General features: G+C 71.2%; 15 protein-coding genes. 5 read left to right on the forward strand and 10 right to left on the reverse strand.

Annotation, left to right across the window (positions count from 1 at the left end):
- Nucleotides 1-232 precede the first annotated feature (232 nt).
- Nucleotides 233-1,366, forward strand: coding sequence for an adenosine deaminase (locus ACZ6MZ_RS21340; RefSeq protein WP_469353583.1), 1,134 nt, complete (start codon nt 233-235; stop codon nt 1,364-1,366).
- 151 nt (nt 1,367-1,517) lie between these two features.
- Nucleotides 1,518-1,961, forward strand: coding sequence for an ATP-binding protein (locus ACZ6MZ_RS21345; RefSeq protein ID WP_384182239.1), 444 nt, complete (start codon nt 1,518-1,520; stop codon nt 1,959-1,961).
- Nucleotides 1,962-2,044: 83 nt separating this feature from the next.
- Here ACZ6MZ_RS21345 and ACZ6MZ_RS21350 read toward each other — a convergent pair whose 3' ends face one another.
- The 5 genes from ACZ6MZ_RS21350 to afsQ1 form a co-directional block, all read right to left on the reverse strand.
- Nucleotides 2,045-2,260 (reverse strand): PspC domain-containing protein, encoded by a 216-nt coding sequence (locus ACZ6MZ_RS21350; protein WP_384182236.1) that lies wholly within the window; start codon nt 2,258-2,260, stop codon nt 2,045-2,047.
- 91 nt (nt 2,261-2,351) lie between these two features.
- Nucleotides 2,352-2,873 (reverse strand): VanZ family protein, encoded by a 522-nt coding sequence (locus ACZ6MZ_RS21355; protein ID WP_389784115.1) that lies wholly within the window; start codon nt 2,871-2,873, stop codon nt 2,352-2,354.
- A 206-nt stretch (nt 2,874-3,079) separates the two neighbouring features.
- Nucleotides 3,080-3,736, reverse strand: a complete 657-nt coding sequence (locus tag ACZ6MZ_RS21360) for a hypothetical protein (RefSeq protein ID WP_384182230.1) — start codon at nt 3,734-3,736, stop codon at nt 3,080-3,082.
- 5 nt (nt 3,737-3,741) lie between these two features.
- The gene (locus ACZ6MZ_RS21365; protein ID WP_389784117.1) at nt 3,742-5,502 is read right to left on the reverse strand and encodes an ATP-binding protein; all 1,761 of its coding nucleotides are present in this window, start codon (nt 5,500-5,502) and stop codon (nt 3,742-3,744) included.
- The gene (gene afsQ1 / locus ACZ6MZ_RS21370; RefSeq protein ID WP_173476453.1) at nt 5,400-6,077 is read right to left on the reverse strand and encodes a two-component system response regulator AfsQ1; all 678 of its coding nucleotides are present in this window, start codon (nt 6,075-6,077) and stop codon (nt 5,400-5,402) included. Before afsQ1 ends, ACZ6MZ_RS21365 begins: the two co-directional genes overlap by 103 nt.
- A 192-nt stretch (nt 6,078-6,269) precedes the next feature.
- Here afsQ1 and ACZ6MZ_RS21375 point away from each other — a divergent pair, with 192 nt between their 5' ends.
- Entirely contained in the window at nt 6,270-7,022 is a 753-nt protein-coding gene (locus ACZ6MZ_RS21375; RefSeq protein WP_384182224.1) for a SigE family RNA polymerase sigma factor, read from the forward strand.
- 205 nt (nt 7,023-7,227) lie between these two features.
- Here the strand turns inward: ACZ6MZ_RS21375 and ACZ6MZ_RS21380 are convergent, their stop codons facing one another.
- Nucleotides 7,228-7,893: a hypothetical protein gene (locus ACZ6MZ_RS21380; RefSeq protein WP_384182467.1), complete on the reverse strand. Its 666-nt coding sequence runs from the start codon at nt 7,891-7,893 to the stop codon at nt 7,228-7,230.
- Nucleotides 7,894-8,050: 157 nt separating this feature from the next.
- Between ACZ6MZ_RS21380 and ACZ6MZ_RS21385 the strand changes: the two genes are divergently transcribed.
- Nucleotides 8,051-8,458: a hypothetical protein gene (locus ACZ6MZ_RS21385; RefSeq protein ID WP_469353587.1), complete on the forward strand. Its 408-nt coding sequence runs from the start codon at nt 8,051-8,053 to the stop codon at nt 8,456-8,458.
- 106 nt (nt 8,459-8,564) lie between these two features.
- On the opposite strand, the gene ACZ6MZ_RS21390 is transcribed toward ACZ6MZ_RS21385, so the two are convergent.
- From ACZ6MZ_RS21390 to deoC, 3 genes are read right to left on the reverse strand one after another with little or no spacing between them, the layout of a single operon-like run.
- The gene (locus ACZ6MZ_RS21390) at nt 8,565-9,476 is read right to left on the reverse strand and encodes an aldehyde dehydrogenase family protein (RefSeq protein WP_469353589.1); all 912 of its coding nucleotides are present in this window, start codon (nt 9,474-9,476) and stop codon (nt 8,565-8,567) included.
- Nucleotides 9,469-10,899: an aldehyde dehydrogenase family protein gene (locus tag ACZ6MZ_RS21395; protein ID WP_469353590.1), complete on the reverse strand. Its 1,431-nt coding sequence runs from the start codon at nt 10,897-10,899 to the stop codon at nt 9,469-9,471. Before ACZ6MZ_RS21395 ends, ACZ6MZ_RS21390 begins: the two co-directional genes overlap by 8 nt.
- A 7-nt stretch (nt 10,900-10,906) precedes the next feature.
- Nucleotides 10,907-11,854: a deoxyribose-phosphate aldolase gene (gene deoC / locus ACZ6MZ_RS21400; RefSeq protein WP_384182464.1), complete on the reverse strand. Its 948-nt coding sequence runs from the start codon at nt 11,852-11,854 to the stop codon at nt 10,907-10,909.
- Nucleotides 11,855-11,990: 136 nt separating this feature from the next.
- Here deoC and ACZ6MZ_RS21405 point away from each other — a divergent pair, with 136 nt between their 5' ends.
- Nucleotides 11,991-12,626 (forward strand): PH domain-containing protein, encoded by a 636-nt coding sequence (locus ACZ6MZ_RS21405; RefSeq protein ID WP_384182214.1) that lies wholly within the window; start codon nt 11,991-11,993, stop codon nt 12,624-12,626.
- 548 nt (nt 12,627-13,174) lie between these two features.
- Here the strand turns inward: ACZ6MZ_RS21405 and ACZ6MZ_RS21410 are convergent.
- Nucleotides 13,175-14,827, reverse strand: a complete 1,653-nt coding sequence (locus tag ACZ6MZ_RS21410) for a phospho-sugar mutase (protein ID WP_469353592.1) — start codon at nt 14,825-14,827, stop codon at nt 13,175-13,177.
- Nucleotides 14,828-14,888: the final 61 nt, after the last annotated feature.

Genomic DNA, 14,888 nt, shown 5'->3' on the forward strand with positions numbered 1-14,888 from the left:
CGCCGATCCCGCGGCGAGTGCGGTGACCGCCCGCCCCAGCCGTGCCTGAGGCTCCGCGCGACGCCCGCGTGCCCACCCGTCCCGGCCTGCCGTACGCTCCCCCGGCCCGGGAACTGCGTGCCATCCCATAACAGAACAGTCTCAGAAGGGCAGGTGTACGCCACCCGTCCGCGCGGTCACTGTTACGTATCGACCCCCGCCGATCTACGCGCGTAGGCGTTAGAGTGCGAAGATGACGAGCCAGACCTACCGTCCACCCACAGCCGAACAGATCCGCCGCGCCCCCAAGGTCCTTCTCCACGACCACCTGGACGGCGGGCTGCGCCCCGGCACGATCATCGACCTCGCCCACGAGGTCGGCTACGAGGCCCTGCCCGAGCACGAGTCCGACAAGCTCGGCCTCTGGTTCCGCGAGGCCGCCGACTCCGGCTCGCTGGAGCGCTATCTGGAGACCTTCGCGCACACCTGCGCCGTCATGCAGACCCGCGACGCGCTCTTCCGGGTCGCCGCGGAGTGCGCCGAGGATCTCGCCGAGGACGGCGTCGTCTACGCCGAGGTGCGGTACGCCCCCGAGCAGCACCTGGAGCACGGGCTCACCCTCGAAGAGGTCGTCGAGGCCGTCAACGAGGGCTTCCGGGAGGGCGAGCGACGCGCCCGCGAGAGCGGAAACCGTATCCGCGTCGGCGCGCTGCTCACCGCCATGCGGCACGCGGCCCGCGCCCTGGAGATCGCCGAACTCGCCAACCGCTACCGCGACTCGGGCGTCGTCGGCTTCGACATCGCGGGCGCCGAGGCCGGCTTCCCGCCCACCCGCCACCTCGACGCGTTCGAGTATCTGAAGCGGGAGAACAACCACTTCACCATCCACGCCGGCGAGGCCTTCGGGCTGCCGTCCATCTGGCAGGCGCTCCAGTGGTGCGGCGCCGACCGGCTCGGTCACGGCGTGCGCATCATCGACGACATCGAGGTCGCCGAGGACGGGTCGGTGAAGCTGGGCCGGCTCGCCGCGTACGTACGGGACAAGCGCGTCCCGCTGGAGCTGTGCCCCAGCTCCAATCTGCAGACGGGCGCCGCCACCTCGATCGGCGAGCACCCCATCGGTCTGCTGCGCAAGCTGCACTTCCGCGCGACCGTGAACACCGACAACCGGCTGATGAGCGGCACGAGCATGAGCCGTGAATTCGAGCTGTTGGTCGAGGCATTCGACTACACGCTCGATGACATGCAGTGGTTCACCGTCAATGCGATGAAATCAGCATTCATTCCTTTCGATGAACGACTGGCCATGATCAACGACGTGATCAAGCCCGGATATGCCGAGCTGAAATCCGAATGGCTGTTCAAGCAGACAGCTGTGACCAGCTGATCTCCGCTTGGATCGGCTCGATCACATAGACCTGGAAGCGGTCGGGGATACGGATTCCCGGCCGCTTCCCGGTGTTTGCGGGCTCCGCGCGCGGCTGGCTACCTTGGAGAGCCGCTCGCATTCCCCTCATTCCCCAAGGACGAAAACCCAGATGAAGAAGTCCGCTGTCAAGACGCTCGGTGTCGCCGCCCTCGGCGTCGCCTTCGCCGCCACCGCCGCCGGCAGTGCCTCCGCCGCCGCGCCCGCCGCCCCCGACGCCGGCACCGGGCTGGACCTCGTCACCAAGACGCTGCCGATGGACGAGGCCGCCGGGCAGCTCCCCGTACCCACCTCCGCCTCGGCGACCGCGGGCCGGACCGCGCTCGGCGCCGTCCAGCAGACCGGCCCCTACGCGCTCCGGGCCGCCGGGACCACCAATCCCCCCAACACGCTGCTCGGCGGACTGCCGGTGAACGGTCTGGGCAAGGGCGGGCTGCCGGTCAACGGTCTGGGCAAGGGCGGACTGCCGGTCAACGGTCCGGGCAAGGGCGGACTGCCCGTGAACGGTCTGGCGAAGGGCGGCCTCCCGGTCAACGGGACGGCCCTCGGCGGCTGATCGCCTCCGGAACCACGACCGTGGGGGCGCCCACCCGCCTACGGGTGAGCGCCCCCACGGTGCGGGAACGAGGCCGCGGCCGGCTACCAGGCGGTCGTGGCAGTGCGGTTCTTCTCGCTCGGCAGCAGCACCCACAGCGCCAGGTAGAGCAGGAACTGCGGGCCCGGCAGCAGACACGAGACCAGGAAGATCACCCGCATCGTGCTCGCGGAGGTGCCGAAACGCTGTGCCAGCGCCGCGCACACTCCGCCGATCATGCGTCCGGCACGGGGGCGGACCGGGCGGACCAATGCGGCCATGGTGGGCTCCTTCACGAGACCGAGGCGGGAGCCTCTCCTTGTGCTCCCGTTGTTTCCATGGTGCCCCCGGAGAAGGGGGCAAAGCGTCGCTCTATGGGGCGACCCCGACCCTGGGAATCGTCGGGGTCGCGCCCTGAGAGGCGTCATCCCAGGGAACGGCGTGCCGTACGCCTTCCGGGCGCCGCGCCCCGTAGACCGCCGCGGAGACGGGGTGGGAGCGCCGTCTGCGGCGCATTCTGGCCCGGCCCGCGGGCACGACCACCAGGTGCGCCAGCGCGACACCCGCGGTGTTGAGCAGCAGCGAGTCCACGTCGACCACCTGACCCGGCACTCCGGTCTGCAGCAGCTCGATCCCCAGGGAGAGCAACGCGCCGGCCGCGACCGTACGCGCCAGGGACGCCCAGGGGGAGACGGTGAGCCTGCCCCCCGCCATCGGCAGCAGCACGCCGAGCGGGGCCAGCAGCAGCAGTCCCTCACCGATGCGCCGTGCGGCGTGCAGGGGGGCCAGCGCCAGATCCGCCCGGATACCGGCGAACGGCCGCAGGTTGGCCGCGGTCACCCACGTGACATCCAGCGGACGGAGCGTCAGCCACCCCACCATCAGGAGATGCATGAGGAGAAGGGCGAGTCCCGCCCTGCGGAAGCGGATGGCGGCACTGCCGCCCGGACCTTGACGCACGCACCCCAAGACGCGGCCGTAAGCGGGATCGGTTCCGCCGGTTCCGGACGAACGGCCTCATGAGACGGGCATCACCCGTTCGCCGTTACGCCGACGACAGCCCGTAAGCAGCTACGACGCCGACGACAGCCCGATGGCCGTTACGACGCCGAGGGCAGCGGGGCGAGCGTCGGCGCCGTGGAGTCCGGACGGCGCTTCGTCTCCTGGTCGCACCCGTACCGGCGCGGCGGATAGTCCCCGGGCCCGCCCAGCACCACCTGGCCGTCCGTGGCGTCGCTCTCGGCGAACGTACAGACGATCTGCGCGAGCGCGGCCGCCGGCAGGTCCTCCGGCTGGAGGCTGAGCCGCAGCGTGCCCGCGGGATCGCCCTCGCGCGGCGCGGACACGAGCAGCGTCCCCCGTACGGACGTGGTGAAGCCCGCTTCCCGCTCGGCGGACGACGGCTGCGCCTGAAGCTCGTCGAGCAGCGCCTGCCCGATCTGCACCCGGCTGTCGAACACCTTCTCCTCGGGGATCCGCGCCGTACGCTCCACCGCGGCCAGCTCGGAGGCGCACACCAGATAGATGAACACCGGGATGCCCGGGTGTGTCTGCGTGATCACGTCCTTGCCGGAGACCTCGCACGGCACCCGGGACGGCGCGGGCCCGGCGTCCACCGGGACCGAGGTGGTCCTGATCCCGCACCCCGCGGCGCAGACCGCGAGCGCCACCGCGCCCGCGAGCCGCGCGAACGCGACGGCCGGCCGGCTCCCGCCGGTGCGGCCCCCGCCCGTCCGGATCCCGCGCGGCCGGCTCATGGGCGTCACGGTACGTCGCCTTCCTCTCCCCGTCCCTGTTCCTGATCCAGCCCCGCCGTCTCCGAGCCGTCCCGCGGCAGCCGCAGGACGAACATCGCGCCGCCGTCCGGCACATTGGACGCCGTGATGTCGCCGCCGTGGATATGGGCGTTCTCCATCGCGATCGACAGGCCGAGCCCACTGCCCTCGGAGCGTGGCCGGGACGCGCTCGCCTTGTAGAACCGGTCGAAGACATGCGGCAGTACGTCCTCGGGGATACCGGGCCCGTGGTCCCGTACCTCGATGACGAGTTCGTCGCCCTCCGTCCGCACCGCCACCCGCACCGGCGAACCGCCGTGCTTGAGCGCGTTGCCGATCAGATTCGCCAGGATCACATCGAGCCGGCGCGGATCCAGCCGCGCCATGATCCCGCGCGCCGCGTCCAGGTCCACCGCGTCCAGCCAGGCACGCGCGTCGATACAGGCCGTGACCTGGTCGGCGACATCGACATCGTCGAGGACGAGCCGGGCCGTACCCGCGTCGAAGCGGGTGACCTCCATCAGGTTCTCCACCAGGACGTTGAGCCTGCGGGTCTCGCTCACCACCAGGGTCACGGCCGGCGCGATCATCGGGTCGAGGTTGTCTGCCTCTTCCTCCAGGACCTCCGTCACGGCGGTGAGCGCGGTCAGCGGGGTACGCAGCTCGTGCGACATGTCGGCGACGAAGCGGCGGCTGGACTCCTCCCGCGCGCTCATGTCCGCGACCTTCTTCTGCAACGACTCCGCGGCTTTGTTGAACGTACGGGACAGATCGGCCAGTTCGTCCGTTCCCGACACCCGCAGCCGGGTACCGAGCCTGCCCTCACCGAGCTGCCGCGCCGCCTCGCCCAGCCGCTGTACCGGCTTGAGCACGGTCGTGGCCGCGGCCTGGGCGAGCAGCGCCGACCCGACGAGCGCGAGCGCCGTGGCGATCCCCAGCGACCAGGCGAGCGAGTTGAGGTCCGCGCGCTCCTGGTCGAGGGACTTGAACATGTATCCGGTCAGGCCGCCGTCGATGATTCGCGTACCGCCCACCAGATAGGGCGTGCCGGCGCGCTCGGTGCGCTGCCAGAAGAGGTGGTACGGATAGGCGTTCCCCGACGTGACCTTCTGCTTCTCGTTCACGGCCCGCTGGAGCGAGGCGGGCACATCACTGAGGGTGAACGCGTCCGGATCGGAGGCGCCGACGATGGGCTTGCCCTCGGCGCGTTCACCGATCAGCAGCACGCTGTAGCCGGGGCTGTCGCCCTCGATCCGCTGGGCCGTGTTCTCCAGATCGCTCTGGCTCGGCCGCAGGGGCAGTTCCGCGGCGCGGTTCTGCATCTCCTGCCGGAAGTCGTCCAGGGCCGAGTCCTGCGTCCGGGTCAGCACGGCCTCGCGGTTGAGCCAGTACGCGATCCCCGACGCGGAGACCGCGGCGGTCAGCGCGACGGCCCCGAAGACGACCACGAGCCGCAGCCGCAGACTGGTCCAGCGGAGCCCCGCGATGATCGCCTTCTTCGCCGCGCCGGTCTTCGCGGCGCCGCTCTCCGCACCGGTCGGCTCCGGGCCGCCGGCGGCGCGCTCCGCGTCGTACCTCGTCGCGCCGTTCTGTACCGGGCCGCTCTGCGCCGAACTGCCGGGCCCGCCCGCCGCGGGTGCGTCCCTCACGAAGGCGCGTCCAGCCGATAGCCCACTCCGCGCACCGTACGGATCAGGGTCGGCGAGGACGGTACGTCCTCCACCTTCGCCCGCAGCCGCTGCACACACGCGTCCACCAGACGCGAGTCGCCCAGGTAGTCGTGCTCCCACACCAGCCGCAGCAGCTGCTGCCGCGACAGCGCCTGGCCCGGCCGTCGGCTCAGCTCCAGCAGCAGCCGCAGCTCGGTCGGCGTGAGCTGCAGATCCTCGCCGTTCTTCGTGACGGTCATCGCGGACCGGTCGATCACCAGACTGCCGAACGTCGCGGAATCCGTGGACTCCCGCTCGCCGCGCCGCAGTACCGCGCGGATCCTGGCGTCCAGCACCCGCCCCTGCACCGGCTTCACCACATAGTCGTCGGCCCCGGACTCCAGGCCGACCACCACATCGATGTCGTCACTGCGCGCGGTCAGCAGGATGATCGGCAACTGGTCGGTACGCCTGATGCGACGGCACACCTCGAAACCGTCGATCCCGGGGAGCATCACGTCCAGCACGATCAGATCCGGCCGCTGTTCCCGCAGCAGTTTCAGGCCGTCCTCTCCCGTCGCCGCGGTGGCCACACGGTGGCCCTGGCGTGACAGCGAGAGTTCGAGGGCCGTGCGGATGGCGTCGTCGTCCTCGATCAGCAACAGGAAAGGCACAGAGGTCATTCTGTCCCATGGGGGGACCGGAGTTCGACAGTTGGAGCGGCCGTACCTTCCCGCGCGGGGCGCGCAAGCTCCGAAGTCCCCTGTGACAGGCCTGTGACAGTCGGCGGACAGCGCCATGAAACTGCCCCGGCAAGCTCATTGGCACACGGAACGAATCAGACTCCAACCGACGGGGGGCGCGAGATGAACGCACCGCACGGCACGACCTCGAGCGCGGTAGTCACGCGTCTCCACGACGTCACGCGGAGCAGCGAGAAGTCCGGCGCCGTGAACGGGCGGGGGTGCGTTCGCGGCGCCGGGCGTCAGCACAAGCCGTCGTACATGACGGTGGTTGACGCGCCGCAGGTGAGCAACGTGGCGGCCGCGTACGGGGAGGTCACGGGGGAGCGGAAGGACCCGGCGGGGACGGCGGACGCCGAAGCGGCGTTCACCGCCTACGTCCAGGAGCGCCGCGCCTCCCTGTACGCGACGGCCTACCACCTGACCGGGGACCGCTTCGAGGCCGAGGACCTGCTCCAGAGCGCGCTGTTCTCCACGTACCGGGCGTGGGACAGGATCAGCGACAAGGCAGCGGTCGGCGGCTATCTCCGCCGCACCATGACCAATCTGCACATCAGCGCCTGGCGCAGGCGCAAGCTCAACGAGTACCCGACGGAGGAGCTGCCGGAGACGGCGGGCGACACCGACGCGATGCGCGGCACGGAACTGCGCGCGGTGCTCTGGCAGGCGCTCTCGCGCCTTCCCGAGCTGCAGCGCACGATGCTGGTACTGCGCTACTACGAGGGCCGCACCGACCCGGAGATCGCGGACATCCTCGACATCAGTGTCGGCACGGTGAAGTCGAGCATCTGGCGGTCGCTCCGCCGGCTGCGCGAGGACGAGGTCCTCAGCTTCGGCCGTGACGAGGAAGAGTCCTTCGGCGAACTGGTCGCTTGAGGGCAGTAGGGGGAAACGGGGGGCCTGTCGTCTCCGGGGGGAGACGGCGGGAGTACGGGGGAAACACGGGGGAGTCCGGGGGGACACCACGGGGGAGCACAGAAAAAGGAAGCGGGACCGAACAGGCCGGGGGGTCTTGTCCGGTCCCGCTTCTCTGTGCTGTCGAGACGATGCCGCGCGGGCGGTCGCCCGCCGCACGCGTCGTTCAGTGACCGCTCGCCGTACGGGCTGCCGCGTCCGTGATCTCCGCCGCGGGCGGCCGCGCGCCACGCTGCCCCGGGCACCGGCCGGCCGCCGCGGCCGCGATACGGCCCAGCGCCTCCGCCTTGCCGCACGCGTACGCGCCGAGCGCCGTCTGCCGGCCGACGATCACACGCTCCGCGCGCATCAGCCGCCAGCCGCGCCGCACCAGGAACGGAACCGACTTCCGTCCCTCGCGCAGGTCGCGCAGCAGCCGCCGCCGGAACGTGGTCGAGGGACGGCCGCGCAGACAGAGCGCGTCGGCCAGCACATCGAGCTCCTGGCAGCGCGCGACGATATCGGCCGCGAAGATGCCCTCCGCGAGGAACAGCGGGGTGCGCTCGATGTCCAGCGCCTCCGTGTCCACCCGTGAACTGGTGGCGATCGAGTAGACGGGAACGGTCGTACGGCCCGTACGGCACAGCTCCATGACCGCCGCGACCGCGGCGTCCGCGTCCCAGGACAGCGGAGAGTCCCAGTCGATGTCCGTACTGTCCGGGACCAGCGGGAGCGTCGGGTCGTCGCCCTCCTTGTAGAAGTCGTCGAGGCGCAGCACGGGCAGGCCCGTACGGGCGGCGAGGGACGACTTTCCGGAGCCTGAGGGGCCGGCGAGCAGCACGACCCGGGTCATGGGGGATTGGGGACTCACGGGACACCAGTGTGCGGCATACGCCCGAGCAGGGAACCCCCGGGGACCGATCGGCCGGGTTTATTGGCCTCGGACACCCCGCCTCAACTACGCTGCGTGTCAGCTCGATTACTCACTCACCCGCCAGGCAGGAAATCCCATGGCACGTCACGCAGCTCCCACCTCCCCGCGCCGCACTCTGCTGCGCGCCGGTCTGACCGTCACGGCGGCGGGCGCCGCCCTCGGTCTGGGCGGTGCGGCGGCCCAGGCGGCGGAGCCGGCCGCCCTCGCGCCCGCGACGGGCACCGACACCGCGAGCGCGGTGATGGGCCAGGACCTCAGCGACGCCCTCGGGCACGGGACGACCGGCGCGGTGACCCCCGCCAAGCGCCTCAAGCTCAACCCGCTGGCCGGCACGGGCGTGGACCCGCTGGACAACTCGGCGGGTACGCAGGTCGCCGACTTCAAGCCGCTGTCCACGACGATGGTGACCGGTCCCGTGACCCGGGGCGGCACGCTCACGGACCTGCCGGCGGCCGGCCCGGCGGCGGGGATGCTGCCCGGCTGATCCGCTCCCGTACAGATATACGGGAGGACCTCAGATATACGGGAGGACCCCCGCCACTCCTCGGAGCGGCGGGGGTCCTCCCGTACCGGCGGGATGCGTGAGCGGCTCAGTAGGCCGAACCGGACGCGCCCAGGCTGCCCGTGGGGTGCCAGACCGTCTTCGTCTCCAGGAAGGCCGTCAGGCGGTGCGTGCCCGGATCGGCCGACCAGTCCGCGGACCGCGGACGCAGCACCCGCTTCAGATTGTCCGCCGCCGCGATCTCCAGCTCCTTGGCGAGGACCTCGTCCGCGCCGGTCAGGTCGATCGCGTTGACGTCCTGGTGCGCGGCCAGCGGGGCCGCGATCTCGGCGGTCTTCCCGGAGAGGACGTTGACCACGCCGCCCGGGAGGTCGGAGGTGGCCAGCACCTCGCCCAGGGAGAGCGCCGGGAGCGGCGACTTCTCGCTCGCGACGACGATCGCGGTGTTGCCCGTGGCGATCACCGGGGCGACGACCGAGACGAGGCCGAGGAAGGACGAGTCCTGCGGCGCCAGGACCGTGATGACCCCGGTCGGCTCCGGGGTGGAGAGATTGAAGAACGGACCCGCGACCGGGTTCGCCCCGCCCACGACCTGCCCGATCTTGTCGGTCCAGCCCGCGTACCAGACCCAGCGGTCGATCGCGGCGTCGACGACCGCCCCGGCCTTCGCCTTGGACAGGCCCTCGGCCTCCGCCACTTCCCGTACGAACTGGTCGCGACGGCCTTCCAGCATCTCGGCGACGCGGTAGAGGACCTGGCCGCGGTTGTACGCGGTCGCGCCCGACCAGCCGCCGAACGCCTTGCGGGCCGCGACGACCGCGTCACGCGCGTCCTTGCGTGAGGACAGCGGGGCGTTGGCCAGCCAGGTGCCCTTGGAGTCGGTCACTTCGTACACCCGGCCGCTCTCGCTGCGGGGGAACTTGCCCCCGACGTACAGCTTGTAGGTCTTGAAGACGCTCAGCCGGCCCGCGGCGGAGCCGCTGATGGATTCCTTAGACATCGAGGTACGCCTCCAGGCCGTGGCGGCCGCCTTCGCGGCCGAAGCCCGATTCCTTGTAGCCGCCGAAGGGCGAGGTCGGGTCGAACTTGTTGAACGTATTGGCCCAGACGACACCCGCCCGGAGCTTGCCGGCGACCGCGAGGATGCGGGAGCCCTTCTCCGTCCAGATACCGGCCGAGAGGCCGTACTGCGTGTTGTTGGCCTTCGCGACGGCCTCGTCGGGCGTACGGAAGGTCAGCACCGACAACACAGGACCGAAGATCTCGTCCCGGGCGATGGTGTGCGCCTGGGTGACGTTCGTGAAGAGCGTCGGCGCGAACCAGTATCCGGAGGAGGGGAGTTCGCACGCGGGCGACCAGCGCTCCGCGCCCTCCGCCTCGCCTGTCTCGGTCAGCGTCTTGATACGGGCCAGCTGCTCGGCGGAGTTGATCGCGCCCAGGTCGGTGTTCTTGTCCAGCGGATCACCGACGCGCAGCGTGGACAGCCGGCGCTTGAGCGAGTCCAGCAGCTCGTCCTGGATCGACTCCTGGACCAGCAGCCGCGATCCGGCGCAGCAGACCTGGCCCTGGTTGAAGAAGATGCCGGTGACGATGCCTTCGACGGCCTGGTCGATGGGGGCGTCGTCGAAGACGATGTTGGCGCCCTTGCCGCCCAGTTCGAGCGTGACCTTCTTGTCCGTGCCGGCGATCTCGCGGGCGATGGCCTTGCCGACCGCGGTGGAGCCGGTGAAGGCGACCTTGTTGACGTCCGGGTGCCGCACGAGCGCGGCGCCGGCGTCGCCGTATCCGGGAAGGATGTTGACGACGCCCCTGGGCAGCCCGGCCTGGCGGCAGATGTCCGCGAAGAACAGGGCGGAGAGCGGGGTCGTCTCGGCGGGCTTCAGGACCACCGTGTTGCCGGTGGCGAGCGCCGGGGCGATCTTCCACGCGAGCATCAGCAGCGGGAAGTTCCAGGGGATGACCTGTCCGGCCACGCCGAGTGGCCGGGGGCTCGCCCCATACCCAGCGTGATCGAGCTTGTCGGCCCAGCCCGCGTAGTAGAAGAAGTGCGCGGCGACCAGCGGGAGGTCCGCGTCGCGGGTCTCCCTGATCGGCTTGCCGTTGTCGAGCGTTTCCAGGACGGCCAGCTCGCGCGAGCGCTCCTGGATGATCCGCGCGATACGGAACAGGTACTTGGCGCGCTCGGCGCCGGGCAGCGCCGACCACTTCTCGAACGCCTTACGGGCCGCCTGTACGGCGCGGTCCACGTCCTCGGCGCCGGCCTGGGCGACCTCGGAGAGGACCTCTTCGGTGGACGGGCTGACGGTCTTGAAGACCTTGCCGTCGGCTGCCTCGGTGAACTCGCCGTCGATGAACAGGCCGTAGCTCGGCGCGATGTCGACGACGGAGCGGGACTCCGGAGCGGGTGCGTATTCGAATGCCATCTCTGCCTCAGTCCACCGTGACGTAATCGGGGCCGGAGTACCGGCCGGTCGCCAGCTTCTGACGCTGCATCAGCAGGTCGTTCAGCAGGCTGGAAGCGCCGAAGCGGAACCAGTGGTTGTCCAGCCAGTCCTCGCCGACGGTCTCATTGACCAGCACCAGGAACTTGAGCGCGTCCTTGCTGGTGCGGATGCCGCCGGCCGGCTTCACGCCGATCTGCACCCCGGTCTGCGCGCGGAAGTCGCGTACGGCCTCCAGCAGCAGGAGGGTGTTGGCCGGGGTGGCGTTGACCCCGACCTTGCCGGTGGACGTCTTGATGAAGTCCGCGCCGGCGATCATGCCGAGCCAGGAGGCACGGCGGATGTTGTCGTACGTGGAGAGCTCGCCGGTCTCGAAGATGACCTTGAGGCGGGCGGCCCCCGCCGCCTCCTTCACGGCGCGGATCTCCTCGTAGACCTTCAGATAGTGACCCGCGAGGAACGCGCCGCGATCGATGACCATGTCGATCTCGTCGGCGCCCGCGGCCACGGCGTCGCGGGTGTCCGCGAGCTTCACGCCCAGCGCGGCGCGGCCGGCCGGGAAGGCGGTGGCCACGGAGGCGACCTTCACCCCGGAGCCGGCCAGCACGGCCACGGCCGTCTCCGCCATGTCCGGATAGACACAGACCGCGGCGGTGGAGGGCGTGGTGCGGTCGGTCGGATCGGGACGAAGGGCCTTGGCGGCGAGCGCCCGGACCTTGCCCGGGGTGTCCGCGCCTTCGAGCGTCGTCAGGTCGATCATGGAGATGGCCAGGTCGATGGCGTACGCCTTGGCCGTGGTCTTGATCGAGCGCGTACCGAGCGATGCGGCGCGTGCCTCCAGGCCGACGGCGTCGACGCCGGGCAGCCCGTGGAGGAAGCGGCGCAATGTGCTGTCGGACGCGGCCACGTCAGCGAATGCGGGGGTGATGATGGGCATGGTCACCAGATGAGCATATCTACGCGCGTAGCAACCTGTACAGGGGGGTGTGAGGTTGCCGGGCGAGCCGTTCCCGAGCTGTGACCGGGGGGCCGCTCGTTCCGGCTTGCCGGGGGCATGCGGCAGAATCGGGCATATGACGAGCCCCGATGAGCCCACCGAGCCGACCTACGCCGACCGCGTCTTCCGGTCGGCCGGCGGGATCATGGGCGGTGTCGCGCTGCTCCTGATCGCCGCCTGGATCGGCGGTGACGCGCTCGCCCGGGGGACGGGCCGCACCCCCTGGCTGGCGCTCGCCGGGCTGCTGCTCGTCGTCCCGCTCGTCGTCGCGTTCAGCCTGCGCCCGGCCGTCTTCGCCAACGCGGACCGGCTGCGGATCAGGAACCCCTTCCGGACGATCACCCTCCCCTGGGGGACGGTCACGAATGTGCGGGCCGCGTACTCGTGCGAGGTGTTCACCGAGAACGACGGGAAGTTCCAGCTCTGGGCGGTCCCCGTCTCCCTCCGTCAGCGCAAGCGCGCCGCCCGCCGTCAGACGCACCTCGCGCACGACGACCCGTACGGCAGGACCTCCGTACAGGCGGACGTCACCGACACCCAGGCCCGGCTGGCGCAGGCGGACCGGACGGTGGTCGAGCTGCGCGACCTGGCCGAGCGCTCCGCCACCCGCCCCACCGCGCAGGGCGCACCGACGATCCGCTGGGCCTACGAGATCATGGCCCCGGCGGCGGCGGGCCTGATTCTCCTGATCGTGCTGCTGCTTCTGCCCTGACGTTTCGCCGTCCGGCGAGGGTGCAGGTGCGGGCCGTTTGTCGTGGTGCGGGTGTCGGGGGTTCCGGAGGTGCGTGTCCGGACTGCATGATTTACGGCGCCCTGCGGACCGGATGAAGGGTGCGGCTCGTCGCGCGCCACAAATCACGCTTTACGTCCGGTCACGCACCTCCTGCACCCCCGACCCCCTCCCGCCGGTGGGCCCGCGCCAGGCGGCTCGTGGGCCTGGGGCCGGGGGGGTCTGTGCGGGTGGTGGAGGGGGACGGGTAGGGGTGGTGTCCAGGACGTAGAGCGTGATTTGTGGCGCTCGACAACCGGTCACGTCACCACCGGCCCGCACGCGCCGTAAATCATGCAGTCCAGGACACCACCCCTACCCGGCACCCGGCGACAACCCGCACCCGAACACCGGCCCGCCGCCCAAGACAACCCGCACCCCGCCGGACGGCGACCCGCACCCGAGAACCGGCCCCCGCCCAAGACAACCCGTACCCGCACCCCCGCCGGACGGCGAAACGCCGGACGGCGGCCCCGGCCAAGACAACGGGTTCAGATGCCCGCCGCGACCGACAAGTCTCGCTTCAGCGCCGTCAGTACCTCCGTGCCGGCCGCGCGCGCCGTGGACAGGGCCGTCGCGTCCGCCACCGGGATCACGACCTCCAGGTAGCACTTGAGCTTGGGCTCGGTGCCGCTCGGGCGGACGATGACGCGGGCGCCGTACGTGCCCTCCAGGCGGTAGCGCAGGCCGTCCGTCGGCGGGAGGGCGTCCGTGCCCCGCGTCAGGTCCTCCGTGGAGGTGACGGTCAGACCGGCCAGCACCGTCGGCGGGTGCGCGCGCAGCCGGTGCATCGCGTCCGCGATCAGCGACAGGTCCTTGACGCGGACCGAGAGCTGGTCCGTGGCGTGCAGGCCGTGGGTGACGGCGAGATCGTCGAGGAGGTCGGTGAGCGTACGGTCGTGCGCCTTCAGCTCCGAGGCCAGCTCGGCGACGAGCAGCGCGGCCGTGATGCCGTCCTTGTCGCGTACGCCGTCCGGGTCGACGCAGTAGCCGAGCGCCTCCTCGTACCCGTACCGCAGACCCTCGACGCGGGCGATCCACTTGAAGCCGGTCAGCGTCTCCTCGTAGCCCAGCTCCGCCGCCTCGGCGATCCGGCCCAGCAGCGAGGACGAGACGATCGACTCGGCGAAGGTGCCCGTCGCGCCCTTGTGGACGAGGTGGGCGGCGAGCAGCGCGCCGACCTCGTCGCCGCGCAGCATCCGCCAGCCGCCGTCGGCCGCGTCGTCGGGGACGGCCACCGCGCAGCGGTCGGCGTCCGGGTCGTTGGCGATGATGAGGTCGGGCTGGACGCGCCGGGCCGTGGCGAAGGCGAGATCCATCGCGCCCGGCTCCTCCGGGTTGGGGAACGCGACCGTCGGGAAGGCCGGATCGGGCTCAGCCTGCTCCGCCACCAGGACGGGCGCGGGGAAGCCGGCCCGTGCGAAGGCCGCGGTGAGGGTTTCCGTGCCGACGCCGTGCAGGGCGGTGTGGACGACCCGCGCGGTCCGCGGCGTACCGGGTGTCAGGACGGTGTCCGTACGCTCCAGATAGGCGGCCAGGACCTCGTCCCCGAGGATCTCCCAGCCGTCGTCGGGGCGCTCCACCGTCTTCAGCGGGCCGACCGCGTCGATCGCGGCCGCGATCTCGCCGTCGGCGGGCGGCACGATCTGCGAGCCGCCGCCGAGATAGACCTTGTAGCCGTTGTCCCGGGGCGGGTTGTGGCTGGCAGTGACCTCGACGCCGGCGACGGCGCCCAGGTGCCGGATGGCGAAGGCCAGTACGGGCGTGGGCAGGGGCCGTGGCAGCACGGCGGCGCGCAGTCCCGCGCCGGTCATCACGGCCGCGGTGTCCCGGGCGAAGTCCGCGGACTTGTAGCGGGCGTCGTATCCGATGACGACCAGGCCGTCGCCGTCGCCCTGGGCCTTCAGATACGCGGCGAGACCCGCCGCCGCCCGGATGACCACGGCGCGGTTCATCCGCATGGGCCCGGGGCCCAGCTCCCCGCGCAGTCCGGCCGTGCCGAACTGCAGCGTGCCGGAGAACATCTCGGCGAGGGTGCCGGGATCCCCGGCATCGATGATCTTGCCGAGTTCTTCGCGGGTGTCGCTGTCGGGGTCCTCGGCCAGCCAGGCCTTGGCTCGCGCGACGATGTCCTGCTGCTGCACGGTGGGGGGCACCTCCTCGCGCCGATGCCGGCGCCGCTCGGGATTGCTCGATCAGTGGTTG

Source organism: Streptomyces sp. NPDC042201, assembly GCF_055582185.1.

What these genes read in the sequence shown, in the direction of transcription:
- ACZ6MZ_RS21340 (WP_469353583.1), top strand. Translation starts at nt 233, where the DNA reads ATGACGAGCCAGACCTACCGTCCACCCACAGCCGAACAGATCCGCCGC.
- ACZ6MZ_RS21345 (WP_384182239.1), top strand. Translation starts at nt 1,518, where the DNA reads ATGAAGAAGTCCGCTGTCAAGACGCTCGGTGTCGCCGCCCTCGGCGTC.
- ACZ6MZ_RS21350 (WP_384182236.1), bottom strand. Translation starts at nt 2,260, where the DNA reads ATGGCCGCATTGGTCCGCCCGGTCCGCCCCCGTGCCGGACGCATGATC.
- ACZ6MZ_RS21355 (WP_389784115.1), bottom strand. Translation starts at nt 2,873, where the DNA reads ATGCATCTCCTGATGGTGGGGTGGCTGACGCTCCGTCCGCTGGATGTC.
- ACZ6MZ_RS21360 (WP_384182230.1), bottom strand. Translation starts at nt 3,736, where the DNA reads ATGAGCCGGCCGCGCGGGATCCGGACGGGCGGGGGCCGCACCGGCGGG.
- ACZ6MZ_RS21375 (WP_384182224.1), top strand. Translation starts at nt 6,270, where the DNA reads ATGAACGCACCGCACGGCACGACCTCGAGCGCGGTAGTCACGCGTCTC.
- ACZ6MZ_RS21380 (WP_384182467.1), bottom strand. Translation starts at nt 7,893, where the DNA reads ATGACCCGGGTCGTGCTGCTCGCCGGCCCCTCAGGCTCCGGAAAGTCG.
- ACZ6MZ_RS21385 (WP_469353587.1), top strand. Translation starts at nt 8,051, where the DNA reads ATGGCACGTCACGCAGCTCCCACCTCCCCGCGCCGCACTCTGCTGCGC.
- ACZ6MZ_RS21390 (WP_469353589.1), bottom strand. Translation starts at nt 9,476, where the DNA reads ATGTCTAAGGAATCCATCAGCGGCTCCGCCGCGGGCCGGCTGAGCGTC.
- ACZ6MZ_RS21395 (WP_469353590.1), bottom strand. Translation starts at nt 10,899, where the DNA reads ATGGCATTCGAATACGCACCCGCTCCGGAGTCCCGCTCCGTCGTCGAC.
- deoC (WP_384182464.1), bottom strand. Translation starts at nt 11,854, where the DNA reads ATGCCCATCATCACCCCCGCATTCGCTGACGTGGCCGCGTCCGACAGC.
- ACZ6MZ_RS21405 (WP_384182214.1), top strand. Translation starts at nt 11,991, where the DNA reads ATGACGAGCCCCGATGAGCCCACCGAGCCGACCTACGCCGACCGCGTC.